Origin of the sequence: Phycicoccus duodecadis, assembly GCF_002846495.1 — a bacterium.
Classification (GTDB): Bacteria; Actinomycetota; Actinomycetes; order Actinomycetales; family Dermatophilaceae; genus Phycicoccus; species Phycicoccus duodecadis.
On the sequence record NZ_PJNE01000001.1, the window covers coordinates 2,110,910 to 2,135,470 of the forward strand.

The following is a 24,561-nucleotide window of genomic DNA, read 5'->3' on the forward strand; positions in this document are numbered from 1 at the left end:
CCGCCGGGTCCGAGGCTCGAGCTGGGTGATCTTCCCCAGCTTCTCCTCGATGTTCCCGCTCGAGTTCTCGGCCAGCGGGCTCGCCGAGGCGATGCGCCGGCGGCACGAGCAGCCGCAGACGTCGTTGACCTCGCGCGAGACCGAGGTGCTGAAGCTGCTGGTCGAGGGGGCGTCGGTGGCGCAGGTCGGCAAGTCGCTCTACATGAGCCCGTCGACGGTCAAGACCCACATCGGCAAGATCTACGACAAGCTCGGCGCGCACAACCGCGCCAGCGCGGTCATCGCCGCCGTGCGGCTCGGGCTGGTCCAGGACGTCGACCGCGCCTGACCGGGCCTCGCTCGATCGCCACGACCCGGCACGTGCGGACATCCGGCAGCCGCACCCGGCCCGCGACCGCAACCACCCGGCACGTGCCGTGCTCGAGCGGGTGGCCCTCCCTCAGAGGGCCCCGCCGGAGAACGCCTGGATCATCGTGATGGCGCCGGGGCCGATGATGACGATGAACAGCGCGGGGAAGATGCAGAGCAGCAGGGGGAAGAGGATCTTGACGGTCACCTTCTGGGCCGCCTCCTCCGCCTTCTGACGGCGCACGACGCGCATCTCCTTGGTCTGCTCGCGCAGCACGGCGGCGATGGGCAGGCCCAGCCGGTCGGCCTGCACCAGCGTGCTCACGAAGTTCTTGACCTCGGTGGCGGTGGTGCGGTCGCCGAGCGCCGAGAACGCCTCGCCGCGCGACTTGCCGATCTGCATCTCCGAGAGCACGCGGGCGAACTCGCCGGCGATCGGGCCCTCGACGGTGCGGGCCACCTGGAGGATGGCGGCGTCGAAGCCCTGGCCCGCCTCGACACAGACCGTGAGCATGTCGAGCGCGTCGGCCAGGCCCTTGCTGAGCTCCTGCTGGCGCTTGAGGCCGATGTTGTAGACGAGGAGGTCGGGCAGGAAGAAGAAGGCGGCGGCGGCACCGACGGCCACCAGCAGCCCGACGACGGTGAGACCGAGGACGAGCAGGGCGAGCACCGGAGCGAGGATGACGCCCAGGCCCTTGGCGCCCATCACGCGCTCGACGGTCCACATCGGCGGGTTGCCGGCCTTGTCGAGCGAGCGGCCGATCCGCCCGGTGGTGCCACCGGGCGAGAGGCGCACGGCCAGGCCGCGCAGCCGCTCGAGGACGGGCACGAGCAGGCGCTCCTGGGCCCCGAGCTCGTTCTTGCCGACCTCGCGGCTGGTGGCCTTGTAGTTCAGCATCTCCAGGGAGCGGGCGACGCCCGTGGAGTTCTCGGCGCCGAACGAGACGGCCATGACGATGGTCACGATCGCCCCCACCACGCAGAGCAGCCCGACGATGAGCAGGAACATGTCAGACCTCGATCTTGACGACGTTGCGCATCCAGAAGATGCCGATGACCATCGAGATGATGCCGCCGATGGACATGATGATCCCGTAGAAGGTGGTCCACAGCAGGCTCACGTAGTCGTAGTTGACGACCGTGCTGTAGAGGAAGATGCCGATCGGCAGGCCGATGAGGATGTACGCCGAGAGCCGGCCCTCGGCCGAGAGCGCCTTGACCTGGCGGCGCAGCATCTCGCGTTCGCGCAGCGTGGCGGCCGTGGTGCGCAGGGTCTCGCCCAGGTTGCCACCGACCTCGCGCTGGATGCGGATGGCCATGGTGGTCCAGCGCATGTTCGGGCTGTCCATGCGCTGGGCCATGTGGTCGAGCGCGTCGCTGACGTCGGCGCCGATGCGCGACTCGGCCAGCGCCCGGCTGAACTCCTTGGCGGCCGGCTCGGGGGCGTCCTTGGCGACGGCGTCGAGGGCCTGGAGGAGGCTGAACCCGGAGGCGAGGGAGGTCGCGACGAGCATCAGCACGTCGGGCAGCACGGTCTCGAACTTGCTCGAGCGGCGCTTGGCGATGAACTTCAGCGCCACGGGCGGGAGCACGAGGCCGAGCACCAGCCCGATGAGCGCACCGACCAGCGGCAGGGCGGCGAGCGCGACATAGCCGACGGCGATGGCCACGACCACGGCCAGGAAGCGCAGCACCAGCCACTCCCCCGCGCGCCAGGGCAGGTCGGCCCGGTCGAGCAGGGCCATGGTCTTGGTGGTCGAGTCGCGACCCTCCATGATCTGGTCGCCCATGGAGACCAGCTGCTGGCCGATGGCGGCGGTGTTGACGTTCTGCTTGTGCGCGGTGGGAGCACGGCCGAAGCCGTAGCCCTCGATGGCCTCGATGCGGGCGCTCTTCTTGGTCTGGAAGGAGGGGTTGACCAGGGCCACACCGATGGCGAAGACCCCGAGGAACACCACCCCGATGGCCGGGTACAGCAGCGCCGGCGAGATGGCCGTGAGCGCGCTGGCGGGGGGCGGCCCCGCCTCGACCAGCGGCCGGGTGTCGACCGACGCCTCGACCTCGACGGGCGCCGTGTCCCCGAGGTCGACGGGCGTGCTGATGGCGAACGGCTGCCCCGACGCGGTACCGGTGACCACGATGCGCGCGTCACCCAGGACCCCCGTGGGGCGCTTGAGGGTGAGGACGACCTGTGAGTCCAGCACCCGCCCGGCGGCGGCGAAGGCCGCCCCGACCGAGGCCGAGTTGGCGGCGTTGGCCACCGAACCGCCACCGACGGAGGCGAACTGCTTCAGGGTGGTGCCGTTGGACTCGGGCGACTTGAAGGCGATGACCTCGGCGCGGACCTTGGCCTTGGCCAACGCGTTGAGCGCGGCCTGGCGCTGGGCCTTGTCGCCGGCGGCCCCGCCCTTGAGGCCGGCCACGGTGTCGCCGCCGTCGCTGAGGAGGACGATGCTGCGCTCCCCTTCCGTCCCCAGTGCGGCCACGGCCTGCTGCACGGCGGCGTAGAGCGCGGTCTCGCCCTGGGAACGCAGGCCGCCCACCGCCTGGCTGATCCTGGCGCGGTCGGTGGTGGGGCTGACGTCGACGCCGGACGTGGACGCGAAGGAGACCATCCCGACCTTGACGTCCTTGGGGACGACGGCGAGGAACTGCTTGACCGCGGTGCGGACGGTGGCCATCCCGGAGGCGCCCATGGAGCCGCTGGTGTCGATGACGAGCATGGTCGAGCGGGCCTGGCTGGCGGCGGCGGCGACGGTGGCCTTCGCGTCCTTGCCGCCGATGGTCGCGACCACGGAGGCGGGGTCCACCTGCAGGACCTTGTCGCCGGCCCGCAGGACGACCGTCGAGCTCACGGTGTCGGCCGTCACGCGGAGGTCGCTCAGCGTGCCCGGCACGGTGTCGGCGGCCGAGGCGGCCGGGGCGAACACGGTGGCCGCCGCGGCCGAGAGCACGGCGCCGAGGACCGCCAGGCGGCGCAGCCGGGAGGGAGGCCGCACGGTCATCGCGTTCCGTTGATGAAGGTCGTGAGCGGCAGCTCGACACCGAGGTCGGTGAGGTCCTGGAGGAACTTGGGCCGCAGCCCGGTCGAGATGAGGGTGCCCTTGAAGCGGCCGTTCTCGTCGCGGCCGGCCGACCAGTCGAAGGTGAAGATGTCCTGGAGGGTGATGATGTCGCCCTCCATGCCCACCACCTCGCTGACGGCGACGATGCGGCGCGAGCCGTCCTTGAGGCGGGCCTGCTGCACGACGAGGTCGAGCGCGCCGGCCACCTGCTCGCGGATGGCACGCACCGGCAGGTCGATACCGGCCATGAGGACCATGGTCTCGAGACGGGCGAGCGAGTCGCGCGGGGTGTTGGCGTGCACGGTGGTGATCGACCCGTCGTGGCCGGTGTTCATGGCCTGCAGCATGTCGAGCGCGGCGCCGTCACGGACCTCACCGACGACGATGCGGTCGGGGCGCATACGCAGCGAGTTGCGCACGAGCTCGCGGATCGAGATCGAGCCGCGGCCCTCGATGTTGGCCGGGCGCGACTCGAGCCGCAGGACGTGGTCCTGGTTGAGCTGGAGCTCGGCGGCGTCCTCGATGGTGACGATGCGCTCGTCCTCGGGGATGAACGAGGAGATGACGTTGAGCGTGGTCGTCTTCCCCGAGCCGGTACCGCCCGAGATGATGATGTTGCGGCGGCCGAGCACGCAGGCCTTGAGGAAGTCGCGCACCGACGGGGTGATGGTGCCGAACGCGATGAGGTCGGCGTCGGTGTAGGGGTCCTGCGAGAACTTACGGATGGTGAGCATCGCGCCGTCGAGGGCGATGGGCGAGATCACCGCGTTGACACGGGAGCCGTCGGGGAGGCGGGCGTCGACGAGCGGGCTGGCCTCGTCGACGCGGCGGCCGACGCGGCCCACGATCTTGTCGATGACGCGGCGCAGGTGGCTCTCGTTGGAGAAGTGGGTCTCGACGCGGTAGAGCTTGCCGCTGCGCTCGACGTAGATCATGTCGGCGCCGTTGACCATGATCTCGCTGATGTCCGGGTCGCGCAGGAGCGGCTCGAGCGGCCCGTGGCCGAGGATCTCGTCCGAGACCTCCTGCGCGATGCGGGTGCGGTCGGCGTGCGAGAGGGGGGTCTGCTCGGCGTCGATCGTGGTCTGCAGGGTCTGGCGCACCTGCTGGGCCAGCTCGGCCTCGGGCAGGTGGGGGTCGTAGAGCCGCGGGCCCAGGGTGTCGATCAGCCCCTGGTGGACGCGGTTCTTCACCTCCTGGAAGGGGTCGGCGTCGCGCCGGCGGGCGGCGGCGTTGGGCCGCACGGCGGTGGTGGCCGAGGTGGCGGGTGCCTCCGCCGCGGCCTGGGCCCGGCGAACACTGTCAAGACGGTCGGCGAGACTCACTTGCGCCCCCTGAACAGGCTCTTGCGCGGTGCGGGGGCCGGGGCCGGGGAGCCGTCGGCGGACGGCTCCTCCGCGTGCGCGGTACGGATGTGGGAGTCGACGAGCGTCTTGATGGCGGCCGCGACGGCGGCCTTGGGCTCGTCGAGCACGATCGCCACGCCCCGGTTGACCGACGCGGGGACGGTCAGCGAGTTGGGGATGTTGACGGCGATCGGGGTCTTGATGGCGGCCTCGACGTCCTCGGGCCGCAGCCCGACCTTGGCGTCGGCGCGGTTGAGCACGATGATGCGGGCGTCCTTGGGGCTCCCGATCATGTCGAGGGTGTCGATGGCCACCCGCAGGTTCTTCACGGCCGGGATGTCGAGGGTCGCGATGAGGACCAGCGAGTCCGAGATGTCGATGGCCGCGAGCACGTGCTCGGTGAACGACGGCGGGGTGTCGACGATGACGTAGTCGTAGTAGCGCCGGGCGATCTTCAGCAGCTCGGTGACGGTGGGCACCGGGATGCGGTCGGCGTCGCCCGGGTCGTTCGGCGCGCAGAGGACATCGAGCCCGCTCTCCTCGTGCGTGACCACGATGCTGCGCAGCGCGTCCTCGTCGAGGTGGCCGCTCATCGAGACCGCGTCGTAGACCGACTGGGTCGGCACCAGCTGGAGGCTGATGGCGACGTCGCCGAAGGACAGGTCGAGGTCGACGAGCAGGGTGCGCAGGCCGCTGTGGGCCAGGTGCACGGCGGTGTTGGTGGAGAGGGTGGTCTTGCCCACGCCGCCCTTGGCGGAGAAGACGGTGACGACCCGCCCCTCCTTGACGTTGCCGCCGGCCGCGTGGCCCGCCAGCTTCGAGGTCAGGTCACGGCTGCGGCGCAGCGCATCGGCGATGGCGGTGTGGTCGTCGGCCGAGACGACCTCACGGACGCCGGCCCGCAGGGCCTGCGACAGCGCGGTGACGTCGACCCGCGTGCGGAGCAGGATGACGCCGAGCTCGGGCCGCTCGAGACGGGTGGTCTCGGCCAGCTGGCACGCCTGGTCGAGGGGCACGTCGGCCCCGATGACCAGCTGCTGGATCTGCGGGTTGTCGTGGATGGCGCGCGACACCATCCCCGAGGAGTCCAGGGCCTGGGTGTTCGCGCCGAGCGCGAAGCGATAGCGCTCGACGGCGGTGGGGTCCGGATCCCAGAGGATGTTCACCGGGTCTTGTCCTTGAGCATGGTCAAGTCTGACACCTGCAGGTTGGGGTCGATCTTCAGCTCCGAGCCCCGCAGGCCGGCGTAGAGGGTGTAGTTGTTCACGCCCTGGATGAGGCGGGCGGCCTGGGCCGGGTCGACCTCGAGGGTGACCAGGAACCCGCCGGTGGCCTGCTGGGCGTTCTCGTCGCCGTTGGCCGCCGCCTGCTGCTGCTGCTGGGTGGGCGTCAGGAGGGCGTTGCCCATGGCGATGACCTTGACGTTGTCGAGCAGCACCGAGGTGGCGCTGGCACCGTCGGCCGAGGCCCCACCGGTGGTGGTGGGCGCCGCGGCGCCGGCGGTGCTGCCCAGCTTGGCCAGCGGGTAGGTCATGAAGATCGTGATGTACGAGCCGGGCGTCACGAAGGTGCCGACGCGGGCCGGGTCGGCCAGCTGCACCGAGACCGCGAGCTTGCCGGCGGCCACCTGGATGGCCTTCTGCCCGACCGGGGTGTCACCGAACGCGCCGGAGAGCACGTACTGCCCGGGCTGGATGTCGGTGAGTGCCACCAGGGCCCCGTTGGTGTCGTCGACCCCGCCGAGGGCGCCGAGGGGCTTGGCCCGGGAGGCGACCTGGGTCTGGGCGACCTGCCCCAACCGGACGGCGTCCTTCAGCGAGGTCCCGGCCGGCACCACCTGGGTGGTGACGTAGATCGAGACCGGGCTGGCCGCGGCCACCGCCCGTGCGTCCGCCCCTCGGGCGTACACGAGCACGAGCACTGCACCGATCAGTGCGATGACGGCGGCGGCGATGATGGCGAGGATGCGTCGACCCATCGTGATGTCCTTTTTTGCTGATGCGAGGGAGCAGCGACGAACTTACTGCGGGGGCTGAAGTGAGTGATGTGACACCACGGCGCTTCCTCCGGACAATCTGAGGACCGACGCCGTGGCGCTGTCAAGAGGGACCGCGAGCCCGGGTACAGAGGGAGGGTGCGCAGTCTTCAGATCTTGACGGAAGCGTTCTGGAAGAGTCCGAGGACGCTTCCTCCGAACAGCCCCACGGAGACCACGATCGCGACCGCTATCAAGGAGGCCATCAGGGCGTACTCGACGGCAGTGGCGCCGGTCTCGGTGCGGTACCGAATGCGGGCCAGGAGCAGGGGGGTCACGGCCAGCGTTCCTTTCCGATGGGAGAGGGCGCCGGCCGGGCCGGGTGAACCGACCGAGGCCGACGCCCTCGCAGCTGTGAGGCTCAGACGCTGCCGGCGACCTTGTTGAAGAGGGTCGACAGGTTGGTGCCCAGGAGGGCGACGGCGACGATGATGACGATCGCGATGAGGGCGACCATGAGGCCGTACTCGACGGCGGTCGCACCCTTCTCGGAGCGGAGCTGCTGGAGCTTGATGATGGCCTTGGTCATGGCGGTTGAGCCTTTCAGGGGTTGGTCTCGGGGGCCGAGTGAGTGGTCGAGCAGGCATAAGTCTCTACGGAACTGCCTTCCCGCACATGGTCCGATGGGGTCTACCTCGCCCGCCCGAACGGTTCCGGCGTGTAGTCCGTTCGGCCGATCGGTTCGGCTCCGCCGCCGAAGGGCCTCGTGGGATGCTCGCGCGGTGTGCGCCGACCCCCTCGTGACGCGACCGGCGAGCGCCCCATGACCGTTCCCGCGCGACCCCGACGCTTCGTGCGGGCCGTCGCGGACCACTGGGTGCTCTCCCTGGGCGTCGCCGCTCTCACGGTCGTGCTGCTGCGGTTCCGGTCCGAGGTCGACGTCGACGTGTGGCTGCACCTGCGGATCGGGCGTGAGCTGCGCGGCGGGCAGTGGTTCGGGGTGCTGCCGGACCCCCTGGTGGCCCTGGCCGACCGGGCCTACCTCCCCACCCAGTGGCTGTCGGAGGTCGTGGGGTCGTGGGCGGTCGACGGCGCCGGCCTGGTGGGGCTGCGGGTCCTGCGCCTCCTGGCCCTCCTCGTCATGATGGCGGCGCTGTACGCGACGGCCCGCCGCACGATGACGCCGGCGCGCTCCGCCGGTGTGGTGCTGGTGGTCGCCGTGACGACCGCCGCCGCCTGGGCCGAGCGCCCGCAGGTGGCCGGGCTGGCGCTCGCCGCGGTGACCGTGCTGCTGTGGGAGCGGACGCTGGCCGACGGCCGCCCCCGGTGGCTCCTGGTCCCCCTCACCTGGGTGTGGGCCATGGTCCACGGGACGTGGGCGGTCGGGCTGGCCTTCGGTGCCCTGACCCTGGTCGTCGCGGCCGTCACCCGGCGATCGAGCACCCGCTGGCCGCCCGTGGGCGCTGTGCTGCTGGCCTGCGTGGTGGTCGCGGGGGCCACCCCTCTGGGCCCGCGACTGCTGATCGAGCCGTTCGCCGTGAGCTCCAGCGCGCGGGCGGGGACCGGCGTCAACGAGTGGCAGACGCCGACGCTCGGCAACCCCCTGTACGTGCTGGTCCTCGTCGTCGGGGCGGTCGTCGTCGTGCGCTCCCTGCGCCGGCGGCCGTTCGACGCGGCCCCCGTCCTCTTCGCGCTCGCGGGGGCCGGGCTCGCCGCGTACTCGGTGCGGACCGTGGCCTTCGGTGGCCTGTTGCTGGTCCCGGCGCTGATGCGCGCCTTCCCCTCCGGCGACCGACGTCCGTGGACCCGTGGGGAGAGCGCGCCCTTGGTCGTGGCCGCGCTCGTCATGGCGCTCGCGCCGGGCGTCGTCTGGGGCGGGCCGTCGGCCGGGCCGCTCGGCCGCCCCGTCGACACCGCACTGGCAGCCCTGCCGGCCGGCACGGTGGCCGCCGTCGACGTCCGGGTCTCGGGGTGGGTCCTGGCCGCGCACCCGGGCGTCCGGCCCCTGCGTGACCTGCGCGCGGAGGTCTACACGGCGCCGACCGCCGCGGCCTACGAGGACTTCACGAACGCCCGGCCCGGATGGGCCGCGTACGCGGACGCGCATCGGGTCGCCGTCATCGTCGCCGCGGTGGGCGAGCCGCTCGACCGGGCGCTGGCGGGGAGCGCCGGCTGGCGGGTCGCGGGGGCCGATGGCACCTACCGGCTGTGGCGCCGGGCCTGAGCCCGACGGCTCAGGGCGCCGGGGTGAGCAGGACGTAGCCGTCGAGGGGAGGACCGGGAATCCAGTCCCCGTCGGCAGCCACGGCCGCAGCGGCGTCGGCGGCGACCACGACGAGCCCGATGGCCGGCTCGTCCGGCACCGTCCCGTCGTGGAGGAAGTCGAGGAACTGCCCCTGGACGTCGCGTGGGAAGGCGTCGATCGGGTTGGCGGCCCACACCGTCACGCCGGCCTGGGCGAGGGTCTCGGCCAGCGGTTCGGAGGCGAGCACCGGCCGCCCTCCGGCCGCCGCGCGCACGGCCTCGACGACCGCGCTGCCCGGTGCTTCGACCGCGGGGCCGCGCACGACCAGGGCGGTCGCCGCCACGGCAACGACGACCACGGTGGCGACCGCGGCGGCGGCAGGGCGGATGGTCACGGCGGGGGCCGTCCGCGCGGGGACCCGCATCCGCATCGCCGCCGGTGCCAGGAACAGCAGGAGCCAGACCGCGTTGCGCCCGGCCGAGGCGGCACCGAGCACCAGGCCGGCGACCGCGAGCCACTCCCACAGCGGGGGTCGGGCCCGCACCGCGAGCACGACCAGGACGACCGCGGCGACGATCATCACGACGTCGAGGGGCTGGCCGAGGCTCGGGCGGGCCCACAGGTCGGTCCCCCGCGCGGCCGCCTCGTTGCCGAGGGCCGACACGTAGTAGGCCGGGGTGCGCAGACCGGCGGACGTGAGGACGAGGGTCAGCGCACAGCCGAGGCCCACACCCGCTCGCCGCAGGACGGGCCCGCCGCCGGGAGAGGCCACGAGGAAGACGCCGAGCACGGCGAGCCCGACCAGCACTCCCCCGTGCAGGTTGCCCCACACGAGGTAGATCGGGACGAGCCACCACACGGCGAGGCTGGGGCGGTCGTGCTGCCGGCGCATCACGGCGAGCGCGAGGACGTACGGCACCAGCGAGAGCGACGGCAGCCGGGTGATGACGAGATGGGCCGAGGCGCCGACGACGACCAGGGAGAGCACCAGGGCGCAGCGCCCTTCGCTGCCTCCGAGCCGGCGGCCCTCGGCGAGCAGGACGACGAGCGTCACCGCGACCACGACCAGCTGCAGGGCGGCGAGGCCGGCCGGGCCGAGCGCGTGGACGAGGGACAGCAGCAGCTCGGCGAGGACGATCGGGTTGTGCCACTCCGCCTGGGGCGCCGAGGCGAAGGGCAGGCTGGTCGGGACGCCACCACCGGAGCGGGTGACGTCGCCGAGCGCGACGACCCACAGCAGGTCCGACCCCTGGATGACGAACCAGGCCAGGACACAGGTCCAGACGGCGACCGCCACCAGGCCCAGCGGGAGCCGGCGCTGCGCGGCTGGCCCGCGAACGGCCTCAGCCATCGGAGCTCGCCGGCGCGCGCCCCTCCGGACCCGTGGGGGTCCGGGGTCGGGCGAGCAGCTGGAGCAGGACCACGCCGTTCGCGACGTACGCCGTGGCCAGCACGCGCGCCGGCAGCCCGTAGGGGGCGTCCGTGGCGGGGAACCGATGGAAGAGCCAGAACGGGGCGAGCCAGAAGAACGTCGCCATCACGGCGAGGGCGACCGTCCGGCCGACCGACGCCAGCCACATCAGCCCGACGACGACCCAGATCCAGTGATGACTCCACGAGATCGGGGACGCCAGCAACCCCCCGACCGCGACGGCGAGCAGGGAGCCCACCTCGTCGCCCGCGAGCAGGCGGCGATGGGCCACCCACGTGCCGGCGGCCACCGAGCCCAGCCCGGCGGCCAGGACCACCGCCGTGGACGGGGCACCGAGACCGACGAGCCTCGAGATCGCCGCCGAGAGGCTCTGGTTGTCGACTCCCAGCACGGCGGCACTCCCGAAACGACCCAGGTCGGCGAACCCCCCGGACCAGAAGAACGCGGACGCGCTCGGCACGAGGACGAAGGCGAGGCCGGCCGTGCCGAGGAACGCGAGTACCGCACGCACCGCACTCCCCCAGTCGCGACGGAGCAGCAGCCACAGCACGAACACGGCGGGCGTCAGCTTGATCCCGATCGCGATACCGATCAGCAGCCCCCGGTACCTCCGTGGCACCACGAGGCAGTCCAGGACCACCAGCAGCAGGAGGAGGGCGTTGACCTGCCCGAGCAGCAGGGTGCGGTACACCGGCTCGAGGGCGAAGGCGGCCAGAGCCAGCGGGACGGCGTCGAGCCGGCTCAGCCCCAGCCGGCGCCTCACCACCTCCAGCACCGCCACCATCGCGCTCATCGTCACGATCGTCATGCCCCACCTCGCCACGTGCTCGGACACGACGGCGGCGGGGACGAACAACAGGGCCGCGAACGGCGGGTACGTGAAGGGCAGGTCCTTGATGCGGACGTCGTACAGGCTCTCGCCGCTGCGGACGGCGGCCCCACCGGCTCGGTACACGTCCAGATCCACCCAGATGCCCCGGCGGACGTGTGACCAGGAGATCCAGAGCATCGCGAGCGCGGCGGCCGCGCCGAGGAGCCATCCGAGCGAGGGCCGGCGGACAGCGCGGGTCGGAGCGGCGGTCACGGACCGAACCTCTGCGTCGTCGTGCCGACCCGGACGAGCGAATCAACGAACCACCACTGGGCGAGGGCGAGCCCGACCACGAGGAGGCCGAGAGCCACCCACCGGCCCCTCATCTGGTGACGGACGGGGCCCAGCACGGGAAGCAGGAGCCCCGGCGCCAGGAGCAGGTAGCGGAGCATTCCGGGCTGGATGGGCGTCACTTGGAGCAACATCGCGCAGTACGTGCAAGACCAGATAACGAGCTCGGGGCCCATCGCCCGCCCGATCGACGTCCATGGCGCAAGGAGGAGGATGCCCGCCCCCAGGGTGACGAGGAGCAAGGCGACCACCCCGGCATTGGCGTAGGCCTGGACAAGCCAGGACACCGACTGGTTCACCGCGGCCGACGCTCTTAAGGCGCCCGGATTGTCGGGTTGCAGGCGGCCCACGACCAGAGGCCAGGCGAACCCGCCGAACACGGCCACTCCGGCGAACAGCGCGGCCCGGACGGCCTCACCCCTCGACACAGATCCGCCGGCCCTCCACCGCCAGACGAGACACCCCACCGCAACCGCGGCCAGGGGCGGCGTGATGATCCGCGTGAACATCAACGCTGTGACCCAGACCGCCGCCCGACCCCAGTGCCGGTCGGAGATCGCCCGGAGCACGAGGACGAGGAGCAGCAAAGCAGCCGACTCGCTGTAGGAGGTCTGCAGCAGCGGTGCGCTCACGAAGAACGACGTCGTAGCCACCACCGCTACGGCGACGAACCGCTCGGCGCTTCTCCGGACGAGGTCGTAGAGAACGACCATGGCGACACCGGCCAGAACCACGTTCAGAACGGTCGAGGCGAGGGGGAACGACCAGTGGGTCACGCCCATGAGAGCGCGTGCCGCCACGGGGAAGCCGGGGGGGAACGCCCAGGCGGGAGATCGTCCTTGGGGATCCAGCCCGGCCGACGTGGCGTACCCCTCGGTGGCGATGGCGTCGTAGTACTGGCCGTCCCACGTCGTGATGAGGTCGAGGTATCCGGGATGCATCGGGAAGTCGCGGTACATGTAGAACGGGAAGTTCGCCTGGGTGAGCTGGATCTGACGCCCGGTGGCTGCCACGAGCAGCACCGTGTCGACCAGTCTCGAAGCCAGGAAGACCCCGAGCGGCACCCCCCAGCGCGACGCTCGCGACTCCACGACGGGCCCGCGAGCAGGAGGTGCCAAGACGCGGAGCGCGTCTGAGCCGCTCACGGCGCTCCTGGGCCCAGAGACGCGGCGGGATCTGGCACCCGCAGGTATTGGACCCACAGCCACTGGAGCCAGAGGGAGAGCCTCCGCTGACCGGAAGCCTCAGGAACGGCCTCAGCCATCGGAAGTCGCCGACAGGTTCTCGTCCCGAACCGTTCGCGGCCGAGAACGAGTGAGCAGAAGGAGCAGGACCACAGCGTGCGCGACGTACGCCGGGGCCAGGACGCTCGCCAGCGCGGGGGGCATACGCGTCCGGGAACCGATGGGAGAGCCAGAAGTGCGCGAACCACAGGAATCTCGTCGGCACCACGATCCACCCAGGCCCCACGGCCAACCTGTGACGAGGAGATCCAAGGCATCGCCACTGCGCCCGAGGTGGCGAGCAGCCGCCGGAGAGACGACCGCCGTTGGTGGCTCGGGGACGTCAACTTTCCCGACCCGCCTGACGGCATCGCCGCCCTTTCGACCTTCTCCACGTCTTGACCATGCCCGGCCGGCACCGGCCCCGTCACGGTGACCATGGGAGCAAGGCGGGGGCTGGGTCCAGGATGAACAGGTACCGGATCCAGAACCACTGAGCCCAGAGGCACGCAGCCGTCAGGGTCGCCACAAAGGCCAGGTGGGGCCGGCTCATCCGCGCGAAGGGTGCCGCGAAGAGCGGGCCGAACAGGGGGGCTGCCAGCACGAGGTATCGCAGGAACCCGGGTGTTATGGGAGTAGCGATGATGACCATGGCGAGGTAGGCGGCGCCCCAGGCAAGCAACTCGACGGGCCAGCCGGTCCTCAGACCCACGACGGCCGGGACGCCAACGAGGGCGAGGAACGCGAGGGCCAGGAGCACTAGTGCAGGCGGGCCGCCGACATCCAGGGTCGTCCTGAGGTAGCCCGATCCCAGTCCACTCGCGATCTGGTCGGTCCTCGAGGCCCCCGAGTTCGCCACGGACTCCGACCGACCGTAGATCCAGACCGCCACACGGGGCCACACCCAGGGGGATGCCGCCGCGACGAGCGTCGCGACGCTCAGCGTCGCCCAGCTACGAGCCGGCATCAATCGCCGATCGACCCGGAATCGGAGCACTGCGTGAATCAGGAGGACAGGGACGAAGGCGACGGCCACCGGGCGCGTCAGAGCGAGCCCGAGAATGGCCACGGCCGCCACCAGGTAGCGGTGTTCCAGGATGAGACGAAGTGCCACCACGAGGAAGAGGAGTGCGAGGGGCTCGCTGTAGGCCGCTACCAGCACTGGGGAAGAGGGCAGGAGCGAAACCGCGGCCGCGCCGACGGCCGCCACCCGCGCCGGGAGCCCGCGCGAGCGCAGGAGTCCATGAAGGAGCACCACCGTCGCCAACGACAGGACGGTGTTCAGGAGCACGGACGACCAGACGAACGACAACCCGCTGATCTCCGTCGTGACGCGAGCCAGCAGCGGAAAACCCGGGGGGAACCCGCTCACATACGCGTCGTTGGCCGACGCGATCTCGTCGCCCCGCGGGTACCCCAGCATCGCGATCCGCTCGTACCACTCGCCGTCCCAGTTCCCCAGGACGGCACCCAGCCCGGGAGAGGCGGGGGAGGGAGAGTAGACGAAGTAGTGCCCAGGCACGCCGTCCGGAGTCGCAGGTCCCGTCGCACTCTGCGCCTCTGCTCCGATCTTGAGGGCGATGATCTCAGCGAGCCGAACGACTACAGTCACCACCAGCGCCCAAGCCAGTTCCGGCGAGGGTCGGCGTCGGGCACGAGACCAGCGCGCGGGCTCCCTGACCGACCGCTCCTCGGCAGTGGGAACCCCCGTCATCACGCCCACACCGTACTCAAGGAGAGGCGTTTCGGCGGGACGTCGAGGACACATCCACGGACCGCGAGGTACCTCTGAACGTCTGAGAGCCAGCGTGTCAGTACCCCCGCACCTACACTCGCAGTCGTGGAGGACCTGACCGGCGTGGGCGGCTCCGAGCCCTGGAGCTCGTTGCGAGTGGCGGCCATCGTGCCGTGCCGCAATGAGGAGACCGCCGTCGGTCAAGTGGTGGACGATCTGCACGCCGCCGTCCCCGGGATCATCGTGTACGTCTACGACAACGGCAGCACCGACCGCACCACCGATAATGCCGAGGCGGCCGGGGCCGAGGTCCGCTGCGAGCCCGAACCGGGCAAGGGCAACGTCATCCGCCGGGCGCTGGCCGACCTCGACGCCGACGTCTACGTGATGGTCGACGGCGACGACACCTACGACGTGGCGGCCACGCCCGAGATGATCCAGGTGCTGCTGTCCGGGCCCTACGACCAGGTCACCGGGGTGCGGGTCGCCGCCACGTCGGGGGCGTACCGGTCGGGCCACGCCCTCGGCAACCGGATGTTCAACCGGGTCGTCTCGCGCATCTTCGGCCGCCCAGTCAACGACATGCTCAGCGGCTACCGCGTGTTCTCGCGCCGGTTCGTCAAGTCCTTCCCCGCCGTCTCGCGCGCCTTCGAGATCGAGACCGAGCTCACCGTGCACGCCATCAACAACCGGGTGCCGCAGGCCGAGGTGCCGGTGGGGTTCCGCGACCGCCCCGAGGGGTCCGAGAGCAAGCTGCGTACCTACCACGACGGATTCCGCATCCTGCGGATGATCACGCGCCTGATGCACCACGAGCGGCCGCTCGCGATGTACTCGACGCTGGCGGTGCTCACGGCCCTGACGGCCGTCGGCATCGCCGTGCCGGTCATCGACGAGTACCTGCGCACCGGGCTGGTCGGCCGCTTCCCCACCGCCATCCTCTCGGCCGCGCTCGTGGTCGTCGCGTTCATCGTGATGGTGGTGGGCGTCCTGCTCGACGGGCTGCGCAAGGTGCGCCAGGAGACCACCCGCATCGCCTACATGGCCGTGCCCGCGCCCCCACGCGTGCCGGCCGCTCCCCCGGCCCCGGCGGCCGAGGAGCTCGTCGTCGAGCGGGCCGCCGAGCAGCAGCCCACCGGCCTGCCCGCCGAGCCCGGCCGGGCCCCACAGCATCCGGCCCCCACCGCCGGGCGCGCCGCGGAGAGGGTGTGAGCGTCGCCGTCGTCGTCGTGGGTTTCGGCGACGAGCCGGTGCTCGCGGCCTGCCTCGAGGCGGTGCGGGCTCAGCTCGGGCGGGGCGACGAGGTCGTCCTGGTCGACCACGGAGTCACCCGCCTGCCAGACGTGACGGGCGTGCGCGTCCTGACGATGCCGAACGGCGGCTTCGGGGCCGGATGTGCCGCCGGGGCCGCCGCCACCGCTGCCGAGGTGCTGGTCTTCGTCAACTCCGACGCCGTGCTGCGGCCCGGCGCGCTGGCGGCGCTCGCGGCTCGCGTCGCCGACCCGGCCGTGGGCCTGGCCGGCGGCCTGGTGCTGCTGCCCGAGGAGGCCGACCGGCCCGACACCGTGAACTCCGCTGGTCTCCCGGTGCACCTGAGCGGGCTCAGCTGGTGCGACGGCTACGGCGAGCGCCTCGGCCCGGCGCACCTGAGGCCGCGCCGCCTGGCGTCGGTGGCGGGGGCGCTGTTCGCCTGCCGGCGCGAGGTCTGGGACCTGCTTGGCGGGATGGACGCCTCCTACTTCATGTACCACGAGGACACCGACCTCAGCCTGCGCACGCACCTGGCCGGGCTCGACGTCGTGTACGTGCCCGAGGCGGTGGCGACCCACGCGTACGAGTTCTCGCGCAACCCGCGCAAGATGTTCCACCTCGAGCGCAACCGGCTGCTGACCGTCATCGGCGACTACCCCACGCACCTGCTGGTGCGCACGCTGCCGGTGCTGCTGGTCCTGGAGCCGCTCTACCTGGTGGTGGCGGTCCGCGACGGCTGGGCCCGCGAGAAGCTGCGGGCCTGGGGCTGGCTGCTGGGCCACGCCGGCAGCGTGCGCGCGCGCCGGCGGCGGGTGCAGGCCGCTGTGCACGCGCCGCACGCGCTCGACGCGCTCGTAACGCCCTCGATCACGCAGACTCAGCTCGACTCCCCGGGGGCGATCGGCGCTCTCAACGGCCTGTTGCGCCTCTACTGGAGGGGTGCACGACCGCGGGCAACTGTAGGGGGGATTGTGCCGGCTGCGAGCGGGCGGCCCGACGTAGTGGTCTTAAGGACCAACCCGAAGGACTCCTCGCTTCCCCGGCTCCTCACGATCCTCACTACACAACTCCGCACGACGGCGCTCGTGTGGGATCGGAAGGGCGACTACAGGTGCCCCGTGGTCTCCCCCCGACTCACCCTCCAGCGCTCGACCCGTCCCGGTGAGTACTACCGGCTCAGCACCGTGGTGAAGGTCGCACTGCTGCAGCCGTGGTTCCTCTGGAACACCCTGCGGGCCCGCCCGCGGGTGGTCCACGCGATGGACCTCGACACCGGCATTGCTGGACTCATCGGAGCCCGGCTGCTGCGGGTTCCGTTCGTCTACCAGTGCCTCGACCCATATGCCGCGTCGCTCCCCGTTGGCTGGCCCAATGGCATCGCTCGAGTACTCGAACGCATCGAGGATGCTGTGATCACCGCGGCAGACCTCTTCTTGATCACCGACCTGTTGCGGCTACCACAGCACCCTGGCGCAAAACCGCGTGGAATCGTCGAGCTGCCAAATATCCCGCTGGGAGGCGCTGCGCCTCAACCGTTCTCGGACGACGGTCTGATAGTTGGCTACATCGGCTCGTTGGTACCGCATCGGTCGCTCGACGTCATCGTCGACACGGTGGGCAGCATGGCCGCGGAGGGTATCTCCCTTGTCCTGGGAGGCTTCGGACCCCTTGAAGAGGACCTTCGGCGCCGCGCCGCTCGCTATCCCAACGTCACTTTCCTGGGCTGGGTCGACGACGATGTGCTCATGTCGACAATGAGCCGGTTCGACGTGTTCGTCCAGATCGAAGACCCGGACCATCCCGCTTATCGCTGGGTGAGCCCGAACAAGGTCTTCGAGAGCATGGCCCTTGGGCGCCCGATCGTCGTCGCGGAAGGCACCCTCTCGGCGCAGCGCGTCGTCAAGTCGCGCCACGGCGTCACAGTGAGCTACGGCGCGAGAGACGACCTGCAGCGGGTTCTGCGCGACCTGCTCCACAACCACGATCGGCTGCGGACACTCGGCGCTTCAGGTCGTCAGGCTTTCGTCGACGAGTGGTCACCAGCAACGGTGTGCTCAGTGGTGATGGCCGCATATCCGGTAAGTGGGGCGCACTCCAGCATCCCCGACCACGACCTAGGGTCGGCGCAATGACGACTGGCACGCAACGGCACCTTGCCTTCTACCTGCCGCAGTTTCACCCGATCCTCGAGAACGACGAGTGGTGGGGTCCCGGTTTCACCGAGTGGGTCAACGTCTCCCAGGCCCGCCCGCTCTTCCCCGGACACCGGCAGCCTCATGTACCTGGGGCGCTCGGCTACTACGACCTTCGGCTGGCCGAGACGAGGGCGGCCCAAGCGGCCCTCGCGGGCGCGCACGGCATCGACGGCTTTGTCTACTACCACTACTGGTTCAGCGGGAGGCGGCTACTCAACCGTCCATTCGACGAGGTCCGCAGCTCCGGTGAGCCCGACTTTCCTTTCGCGCTCTGTTGGGCCAACGAGAGCTGGACGCGCACCTGGGATGGCCGCTCAAATGACGTCCTGGTCGAGCAGCGGTATGACGACGACCGCGAGCACGCTCGGTGGCTGACCGAGGCGTTCGCCGACCGACGGTACATCCGCGTCGACGGCAAGCCCCTCTTCCTCATCTACCGCGCTTCGCAGCTGCCGGACGCCCACCGGACCACCGACATCCTCCGCGAGGAGGCCGCAGCGGCCGGTATCGGCGAGATTTACCTCGTGCGGGTGGAGAGTTTCACGGACGAGCGATCAGACCCCAGGGTCCTCGGCTTCGACGCCGCCGCAGAGTTCGCCCCTGACTGGAAGGTCCTGGGCGGCGGCCTCACCGGAAAAGTTCGCTCAGGATTGCGCCGACTGGCCCACACCGGCCGCGAGCGCCCGTGGCAGGTGCACGACTACGCCTCCGTGGCGACCCGGATGCAGGCAAAACCGTCGGTCCCGTACCCCCGGTTCCCTTGCGTCACGCCGCGATGGGACAACACTGCGCGGAAGGGTCGCAAGGGCGTCGCCCTTGTCAACGACACGCCCGAGCTGTACCGACGTTGGGTCGAGTGGGCCGCTCGCGCTGCCCCGACGACGCCCGGCGGCGACTCGCTCGTCTTCGTCAACGCCTGGAACGAATGGGCTGAGGGGGCCCACCTCGAGCCCGACCGCGAGCGAGGACCCGTATTCCTCGAGGCCCACCGCGACGCTCGATTCCGTGCTGGATCTCTGGAGACGACGTGAGGGTCGCTCTCTACCATCACCTTCCGCCCGGTGGCGCGCTTCGGGTGGTCGGCGACTTCGTGGCGAACGCGCCACCCGACGTCGAGATCGACCTCTTCGGGTTGGAGGACGTTACCGGGTCTCCATTCCAGCAGGTGGACTATCCCGTACCGGGGACGTTCCCTCGGACCGCGCCCCTCGACGCTGGCCGCGTCGGTGACCTGTGGGGTGGTCGACTGAGCCGACCGGTCCTGGCTGCGCGCTTGGGCCCGGCGGAGCGAACAGTGGCCGAGATGATCAACGCAGGAAACTATGACGTCGCCTACATCCATCCGAGCTGGCTGAGCAACGTCCCGGGGCTGGTGCGACTGCTCAGGGCGCCCTCGGTGGTCTACCTCCACGAGGTGCGCCGAGCGTCCTTCGAGCCGTCCTACCGGCAGGGCGGACGAGGTGGTCTGTTGGGGTTCCCCGGGCGCATCGTCGGTGGCCTCGGGGACCGCTTGCTCGCGCCGCGAGACCGAAGGGGAGTCGGGGCCGCGACGCGACTCGCCTGCAACTCGACGTACACGGCGGAGCGGATTCTCGCTTCCTACGGTCGCGCCGCGTCCGTCGTCCCGCCAGGGGTCGACACCAACGTCTTCCGACCGCGAACGGTGCCGGCTTCGAACACGCCCTACGTTCTTTCGGTGGGCGGCCTCGAACCGTTTAAGAACCACCACGTCACCGTCGATGCCTTGGCGAAGATCGACCCCTCGATCAGGCCATCCCTGGTCCTGGTCTACGAGCGATGCGACGCCCAATATCGTCGACGGTTGCTCGAGCGGGCCCGGGAGGTGGGGGTCATCGTCACCGAGCAGCGGGGAGTATCCGACGAGAAGCTTGCGGAGCTCTACTCCGGAGCGCTCGCAACGGTCGCATGCGCTCAACTCGAACCCCTCGGACTGACCCCGCTCGAGTCGATCGCCTGCGGAACCCCAGTCGTGGCCGTACGCGAGGCTGGATATCGGGAGACAGTCTCCGACGGCGAGAACGGACTCCTCGTCCCGCGTTCGGTTCCGGCGCTGAGCCGAGCCATCTCTGACATCGTCGCTGGGACCGCAGGGATCGGGGAGCCGGGCGACATCCCGTCCACGATCCTTCCCTTCTGGTCTGTTGGGGCAAGTACCGAACGCCAAGTCGCTGCACTCCGAGAGGTCGTGGATGTTCAGGACGCCTAGACGACGGCATCAATCTGTCGCAGCCCGATGCCACGCCATCGAGTACCGGTTGCTGGTGCGAAGCGCGGGCTGGGTTCGGAGTGACACCCTTGAGTGGGCATGGACCCATTGGTGGGTGACGCGAACTCCGCGCCTGCATGGTGTCTCGCACCTCCAGTTGCACGGACGTCCCGTCGTCCTCAACACAGGTTTCGCCTACCCGGCCTTCATGCGGCGCTGGCCGCGTTATAACGCGCCCCTGGTGGAACTCGTGAACGCCGTGCGAGCGCGACGCGGTGGCCCCCTCACGATCGTGGATGTGGGCGCCGCGATCGGGGACACCGTGTTGTTGCTCGCCGAGCGGGCGGAGGCCAGCCACGACCGGTTCATCTGCATCGAGCCCGACCCGGAGTTCCACTCCTATCTTGGCCGAAACCTCGCCCACCTCACGGACGTAGAGATTCTCCCGACCATGCTCTCGGACTCCGAAGACGTGGTACCGGCGCCTGTGCGCACCCACTCGGGGACCGCGAGTCCTCAGGGCGCGACCACCGTCCCCGCGCTGGCTCTCGACACCGTTCTGCGTGGCCAGCGGGTGGATGTCATCAAGATCGACACCGACGGCTTCGACGGCAAGGTCCTCGCAGGGTCCGTGGACACCCTGTCCCGGTGGTCACCAGCAGTGATCTTCGAGTGGCACCCAATCCTTCTGGCGACCTGTGGACAGGACCCTGAGAGGCCCTTCGAGGTTCTCACTGCTGCGGGGTACGAGACGTTCGTGTGGTTTACGAAGCACGGGGACCTTAGCCATGTTGAGCACCCTCACGACCCGGCCCGCACGGACTTACTGCGGCAGATGTGCATCGATGACGACGGACCCGAACCTGACTGGCACTTCGATGTCGTTGCGGTTCCTCCCGGCCTCGCGGCCATCGTGAGAGACCTCGCCCCATGAGCAGCCCGACACCCATCGACCAGCTGTCGGCGATCATCGTCCACCACCGCCGCCCTGATGACTTGTTGGCGACGGTCGCATCCGTCCTGGATGCAGGGGTCCCGGCGGAGCGGGTGCTCGTCGTCGACAACAGCGAGGATCCAGCGGTGATGGCCAGGCTGACAGCCGCCGCCGCCGCCGACCGGTGGCGAGTGGCCTTTACCGCGAACCACGGGTACGGGGCCGCCGTCAACCACGGGGTGCGGCTGCAATCCCCGGGTACACCGTTCACCCTGGTCCTGACCCACGAAACCCAATGTGCCGCAGGCGATCTGTGCAAGATGGTTGAGGTTCTCCGTCTCCACCCGACTGTGTCCGTGGTTGGCCCTGCCACCCTGCGGCAAGGGGAGGCAGTCTGGTCGCGGGGCGGTTACCTCACCCCTCACCTCCTCTTCCCCCGGCACCACCTCGGGACAGCGCATGCTCGAAGCCATGCGACGGACGTCGACTGGGTAGACGGAGCCATCGCGGTCTATCGGACCGCCGTGCTGGAAGATCTCCGATTTCGAGAGGACTTCTTTCTGTACATGGAGGAGACAGAGCTTCACACGCGGATGCGTCACTGCGGTTGGAGGGTCGTCACGGCGACCGACACCTCCGCGACACAAACCACATCCGGCATGCCCGCGTTTTGGGCGTGCCGGAACACCGTACTTTTCCAGGCCGCCCACGGCACCCGCCTCTCGCGCGCGATCACGCCGTGGTTCGTGTTGCTGCGCACTGCTGTCGTGCATCTCATAGAGAAAGAACCGAAGGCGCTCGGGGAAGCGTGGCGTGGCTTGCGACAAGGACGGCGAGCGGCTGCTGGGGCGCCTTCAACGATGGCCACCCGCACCCGGCACGGGGCCCTGTAACGTGATCGACGTGCGACGCCAGGCAGACCGTCTTCGCGAAGCGGTCAGACAAGCCACCGCCAGAGACCGTACCGATGAGGTCCTTTTCGCCATGGGCCAACTTCAGTGCTCATTACAGGAAGTACGTCGTCCGACTACCCTCAACGATGCTGAATTTAAGGTGTTCTCCCAGTACGGCGAGGACGGGGCAATCCAATTCCTGCTCCGTCACGTGGCGCCGTGCGACCCCTCCTTCATTGAGATCGGGGTCCAGTCCTATCGCGAGTCCAACACTCGTTTTCTCGCCTCAAACAACAACTGGCGAGGTCTTGCCATCGACGGCTCTTCAGATCACCTGGCGTTCATTCGGGGGACGGAGCTCGGCTGGCGCGCAGACGTCCTGCCGGTTCGCACGTTCGTGACGAAAGAGAACATCAACGATGTCATCGAGAGCCACGGGTACACCGGAGACGTCGGACTTGTATCCATCGACGTGGACGGCATGGACTACTGGCTTCTCGAGGCACTCGAAGTCGTGCGCCCGACGATTTTGATAGTCGAGTTCAACAGCATCTTCGGACCGTCGGCGGCGGTCACCGTCCCATACACCCCCACGTTCGTGTGCGGGGAAGCGCATTGGTCCCACCAGTACTTCGGTGCGTCGCTGTCCGCTCTCACGGCTCTCGCCGACCGAAAAGGATACGCCCTGGTGGGCGCCACTAAGCACGCCGTGAACGCCTTCTTCGTCCTGCGGGAGAGCCTGGGCGACCTCAATGAGGTTCCCCCCGCGAGTGCCTGGCGACCCAGCCGCTTCCTCAGCAGTCGAAACCAGCAAGGTGACCTGTCGTACGTGCGAGACCACGTGGATCGCCTCCGCCTGATCGCGGACCTGCCGCTGTCCGTACTTCCGTCGGGTCAGGAGCGTGAGATCCGAGACATCTTCGATCTCTGAGGGGCTGTCAGGGCCGGCGACGACGCAACGCTCCAGCTGCGGCGCGAAGTGAAATCCCCTCGAGCCGAGCAGCAGATACGCCCACGGCCAGGGCAAACAGCAGCACAGAGGCCAGCAGCCACGGCCAAGACCGGACATCGGCCACCCCGCTGATGACCACCGCGCCCCCTGCTCCGGCGGCAAGCACCGGTGTCCTTATCGCCGGCGAGACCCACGCGCGCAGCCTGCGTCGTCCAAGGGCCACCAGCACGCCAGCACCCGCCATGTTGCCGACCACCGAGCCCACGGCCGCACCGTACAGACCAACCTGCACCGTTAGGAGCAAGCTGGCGAACGCGTTGACCGCGATATTCGTCAACGCTGCGACCGCCGCGAGACGGTGCGCACCCTCCGCGAACGCCTGGAACGCGATCGGCGCGACCACGAGGTTCAGTGCCACTGCAACCGTGAAGATCCGGGCGACGACACCCGCCTCCTCGTACCCTGGGCCAAGCCACAGGAGGATGAAGGCCGGGGCAAAAACGAAGACCCCACCTAGGACGACGGCACTCGCCACGGCCCCTACCTTCACCAGGCTCCTCTGGAGCTCCTGAGCCTCTCGTGGCCGGGCGACCCGCAACTCGGCTACGCCGGCAAGGAGCGGCATGAGGGGCAGGAGCGCCAGTGCTTTCGCTTGGAGGACCAGCATCGTTCCGACATGGAACGCCGTGACTGCCTCGCTGTCCACGTACCTGGCGATGACCAGTTTGTCCCACTGGGAGTCGAAGACGTCACCGACTTGGGACACCAGCGCCAGCGTGGACAGTGTCAGATAGGAGAGGACCACCGGCCACCCCGCAAGTCCCGGCCTGAAGCTCAGGTGGGGTAGGAGTCTGCGGGTCCCGACGGCCTGCACGGAGGCCGCAACAGCGATACCGGCGAGCTGCGCGAAGGCAAGGGCCCACAGGCCCCAGCCATGGAGCAGCCCCACCAGCAGGACAGCAGCGTTGGCGGGAAGGGCGAGCACCTGCGCGGCCACTTCCACGTCCGAGCGCTGGAGACCCTTCAGGGCCGCGAAGTGAGCGCCCAGGATCAGACTCGCGGCCATGGCGACGACCATCACCCTGAGCACCATGGCGATCTGGGCGTCGGAATATCCCGGCACACCCGTGGGAAACACCAGTGCCGCCAACCAAGGCGCCCCCCAGACTGCCAGGATCACGACCGGCGTCACGGTCAGCGCCATCACCGTCGTCCCCACGTTCGTGGAACGGACGAGGCCGTGCTCATCGCCCCCTCCTCGAGCGGCAGCGACGCGACGCGCGACCTCCGTCCGGATCCCGGCATCGGCCAGTGCGGCTACGGCGATGAGGGCAGACAGCGCGATCCAGGCTCCGTACAGATCCGGGCCCAGCTTCCTCAGGACAACGGGGAGCAGGAGCAGGTTGAACCCAAGGGTAAGCAGGGCGCCGACCGCTCCGCTGCTGATGGCGCGAGTGACCGTGACCCTCGACGTTCCGGTAGCTCCCTGCGGACGTGGAAGATCGTTGGTCACGAGGAACCCTCGCTAGCGCCGCGCCGCATCGGGGTGCGCGCTTCGCCGCGCTCTCCGACGGCCAC

The 24,561-nt window shown here is 69.9% G+C and carries 21 protein-coding genes; 9 read left to right on the top strand and 12 right to left on the bottom strand.

What is annotated here, in order from left to right:
- Positions 1-25: 25 nt before the first annotated feature.
- Positions 26-328 carry a response regulator transcription factor gene (locus ATL31_RS16885; RefSeq protein WP_245862225.1) on the top strand — a complete coding sequence of 101 codons (303 nt, stop codon included), beginning with the start codon at positions 26-28 and terminating at the stop codon, positions 326-328.
- 111 nt (positions 329-439) lie between these two features.
- On the opposite strand, the gene ATL31_RS09950 is transcribed toward ATL31_RS16885, so the two are convergent.
- The 7 genes from ATL31_RS09950 to ATL31_RS09980 form a co-directional block, all read right to left on the bottom strand.
- The gene (locus ATL31_RS09950; protein ID WP_101395630.1) at positions 440-1,357 is read right to left on the bottom strand and encodes a type II secretion system F family protein; all 918 of its coding nucleotides are present in this window, start codon (positions 1,355-1,357) and stop codon (positions 440-442) included.
- Between the two features lies 1 nt (position 1,358).
- Positions 1,359-3,353, bottom strand: coding sequence for a type II secretion system F family protein (locus tag ATL31_RS09955; RefSeq protein WP_101395631.1), 1,995 nt, complete (start codon positions 3,351-3,353; stop codon positions 1,359-1,361).
- On the bottom strand, positions 3,350-4,738 hold the full coding sequence (locus ATL31_RS09960; RefSeq protein WP_101395632.1) for a TadA family conjugal transfer-associated ATPase: 1,389 nt from the start codon (positions 4,736-4,738) through the stop codon (positions 3,350-3,352). Before ATL31_RS09960 ends, ATL31_RS09955 begins: the two co-directional genes overlap by 4 nt.
- A complete protein-coding gene (locus ATL31_RS09965) occupies positions 4,735-5,925 on the bottom strand; it encodes a CpaE/TadZ family protein (protein WP_101395633.1) in 1,191 nt (396 codons plus the stop codon). Before ATL31_RS09965 ends, ATL31_RS09960 begins: the two co-directional genes overlap by 4 nt.
- A complete protein-coding gene (locus ATL31_RS09970) occupies positions 5,922-6,737 on the bottom strand; it encodes an RcpC/CpaB family pilus assembly protein (RefSeq protein ID WP_101395634.1) in 816 nt (271 codons plus the stop codon). Before ATL31_RS09970 ends, ATL31_RS09965 begins: the two co-directional genes overlap by 4 nt.
- Before the next feature lie 167 nt (positions 6,738-6,904).
- Positions 6,905-7,072, bottom strand: coding sequence for a Flp family type IVb pilin (locus tag ATL31_RS09975; protein WP_245862228.1), 168 nt, complete (start codon positions 7,070-7,072; stop codon positions 6,905-6,907).
- Between the two features lie 83 nt (positions 7,073-7,155).
- Positions 7,156-7,323 (bottom strand): Flp family type IVb pilin, encoded by a 168-nt coding sequence (locus tag ATL31_RS09980; RefSeq protein WP_101395635.1) that lies wholly within the window; start codon positions 7,321-7,323, stop codon positions 7,156-7,158.
- A 234-nt stretch (positions 7,324-7,557) separates the two neighbouring features.
- Here ATL31_RS09980 and ATL31_RS09985 point away from each other — a divergent pair, with 234 nt between their 5' ends.
- Positions 7,558-8,958, top strand: coding sequence for a glycosyltransferase family 39 protein (locus tag ATL31_RS09985; RefSeq protein ID WP_101395636.1), 1,401 nt, complete (start codon positions 7,558-7,560; stop codon positions 8,956-8,958).
- 10 nt (positions 8,959-8,968) lie between these two features.
- Here the strand turns inward: ATL31_RS09985 and ATL31_RS09990 are convergent, their stop codons facing one another.
- From ATL31_RS09990 to ATL31_RS10005, 4 genes are all read right to left on the bottom strand, one after another.
- Complete coding sequence (locus tag ATL31_RS09990; protein WP_101395637.1) at positions 8,969-10,330, bottom strand: hypothetical protein; 1,362 nt, start codon at positions 10,328-10,330, stop codon at positions 8,969-8,971.
- Positions 10,323-11,495: a glycosyltransferase 87 family protein gene (locus ATL31_RS09995; protein ID WP_101395638.1), complete on the bottom strand. Its 1,173-nt coding sequence runs from the start codon at positions 11,493-11,495 to the stop codon at positions 10,323-10,325. Before ATL31_RS09995 ends, ATL31_RS09990 begins: the two co-directional genes overlap by 8 nt.
- Positions 11,492-12,586 carry a hypothetical protein gene (locus ATL31_RS10000; protein ID WP_143598370.1) on the bottom strand — a complete coding sequence of 365 codons (1,095 nt, stop codon included), beginning with the start codon at positions 12,584-12,586 and terminating at the stop codon, positions 11,492-11,494. Before ATL31_RS10000 ends, ATL31_RS09995 begins: the two co-directional genes overlap by 4 nt.
- Positions 12,587-13,223: 637 nt before the next feature.
- Positions 13,224-14,513, bottom strand: a complete 1,290-nt coding sequence (locus ATL31_RS10005; RefSeq protein ID WP_101395640.1) for a hypothetical protein — start codon at positions 14,511-14,513, stop codon at positions 13,224-13,226.
- 123 nt (positions 14,514-14,636) lie between these two features.
- Here ATL31_RS10005 and ATL31_RS10010 point away from each other — a divergent pair, with 123 nt between their 5' ends.
- From ATL31_RS10010 to ATL31_RS10040, 7 genes are all read left to right on the top strand, one after another.
- Positions 14,637-15,743, top strand: a complete 1,107-nt coding sequence (locus ATL31_RS10010; protein WP_245862232.1) for a glycosyltransferase family 2 protein — start codon at positions 14,637-14,639, stop codon at positions 15,741-15,743.
- On the top strand, positions 15,740-17,914 hold the full coding sequence (locus ATL31_RS10015; RefSeq protein ID WP_101395641.1) for a glycosyltransferase: 2,175 nt from the start codon (positions 15,740-15,742) through the stop codon (positions 17,912-17,914). The genes ATL31_RS10010 and ATL31_RS10015 overlap by 4 nt, the downstream gene beginning before the upstream one ends.
- Positions 17,911-19,008, top strand: coding sequence for a glycoside hydrolase family 99-like domain-containing protein (locus tag ATL31_RS10020; RefSeq protein WP_101395642.1), 1,098 nt, complete (start codon positions 17,911-17,913; stop codon positions 19,006-19,008). The genes ATL31_RS10015 and ATL31_RS10020 overlap by 4 nt, the downstream gene beginning before the upstream one ends.
- A complete protein-coding gene (locus ATL31_RS10025) occupies positions 19,005-20,204 on the top strand; it encodes a glycosyltransferase family 4 protein (protein ID WP_143598371.1) in 1,200 nt (399 codons plus the stop codon). Before ATL31_RS10020 ends, ATL31_RS10025 begins: the two co-directional genes overlap by 4 nt.
- A gap of 241 nt (positions 20,205-20,445) precedes the next feature.
- On the top strand, positions 20,446-21,138 hold the full coding sequence (locus tag ATL31_RS10030; protein ID WP_158239832.1) for an FkbM family methyltransferase: 693 nt from the start codon (positions 20,446-20,448) through the stop codon (positions 21,136-21,138).
- Entirely contained in the window at positions 21,135-22,031 is an 897-nt protein-coding gene (locus ATL31_RS10035; RefSeq protein WP_101395645.1) for a glycosyltransferase, read from the top strand. Before ATL31_RS10030 ends, ATL31_RS10035 begins: the two co-directional genes overlap by 4 nt.
- Before the next feature lies 1 nt (position 22,032).
- Entirely contained in the window at positions 22,033-22,962 is a 930-nt protein-coding gene (locus tag ATL31_RS10040; RefSeq protein WP_143598373.1) for a hypothetical protein, read from the top strand.
- Between the two features lie 7 nt (positions 22,963-22,969).
- Here ATL31_RS10040 and ATL31_RS10045 read toward each other — a convergent pair whose 3' ends face one another.
- On the bottom strand, positions 22,970-24,496 hold the full coding sequence (locus ATL31_RS10045; protein ID WP_101395647.1) for a lipopolysaccharide biosynthesis protein: 1,527 nt from the start codon (positions 24,494-24,496) through the stop codon (positions 22,970-22,972).
- Positions 24,497-24,561 lie beyond the last annotated feature (65 nt).

Bases quoted from the DNA above. Each gene is read 5' to 3' on its own strand.
- ATL31_RS09980 (WP_101395635.1), bottom strand. From the start codon at position 7,323: ATGACCAAGGCCATCATCAAGCTCCAGCAGCTCCGCTCCGAGAAGGGT.
- ATL31_RS09970 (WP_101395634.1), bottom strand. From the start codon at position 6,737: ATGGGTCGACGCATCCTCGCCATCATCGCCGCCGCCGTCATCGCACTG.
- ATL31_RS09950 (WP_101395630.1), bottom strand. From the start codon at position 1,357: ATGTTCCTGCTCATCGTCGGGCTGCTCTGCGTGGTGGGGGCGATCGTG.
- ATL31_RS09955 (WP_101395631.1), bottom strand. From the start codon at position 3,353: ATGACCGTGCGGCCTCCCTCCCGGCTGCGCCGCCTGGCGGTCCTCGGC.
- ATL31_RS10020 (WP_101395642.1), top strand. From the start codon at position 17,911: ATGACGACTGGCACGCAACGGCACCTTGCCTTCTACCTGCCGCAGTTT.
- ATL31_RS10035 (WP_101395645.1), top strand. From the start codon at position 21,135: ATGAGCAGCCCGACACCCATCGACCAGCTGTCGGCGATCATCGTCCAC.
- ATL31_RS09985 (WP_101395636.1), top strand. From the start codon at position 7,558: ATGACCGTTCCCGCGCGACCCCGACGCTTCGTGCGGGCCGTCGCGGAC.
- ATL31_RS09990 (WP_101395637.1), bottom strand. From the start codon at position 10,330: ATGGCTGAGGCCGTTCGCGGGCCAGCCGCGCAGCGCCGGCTCCCGCTG.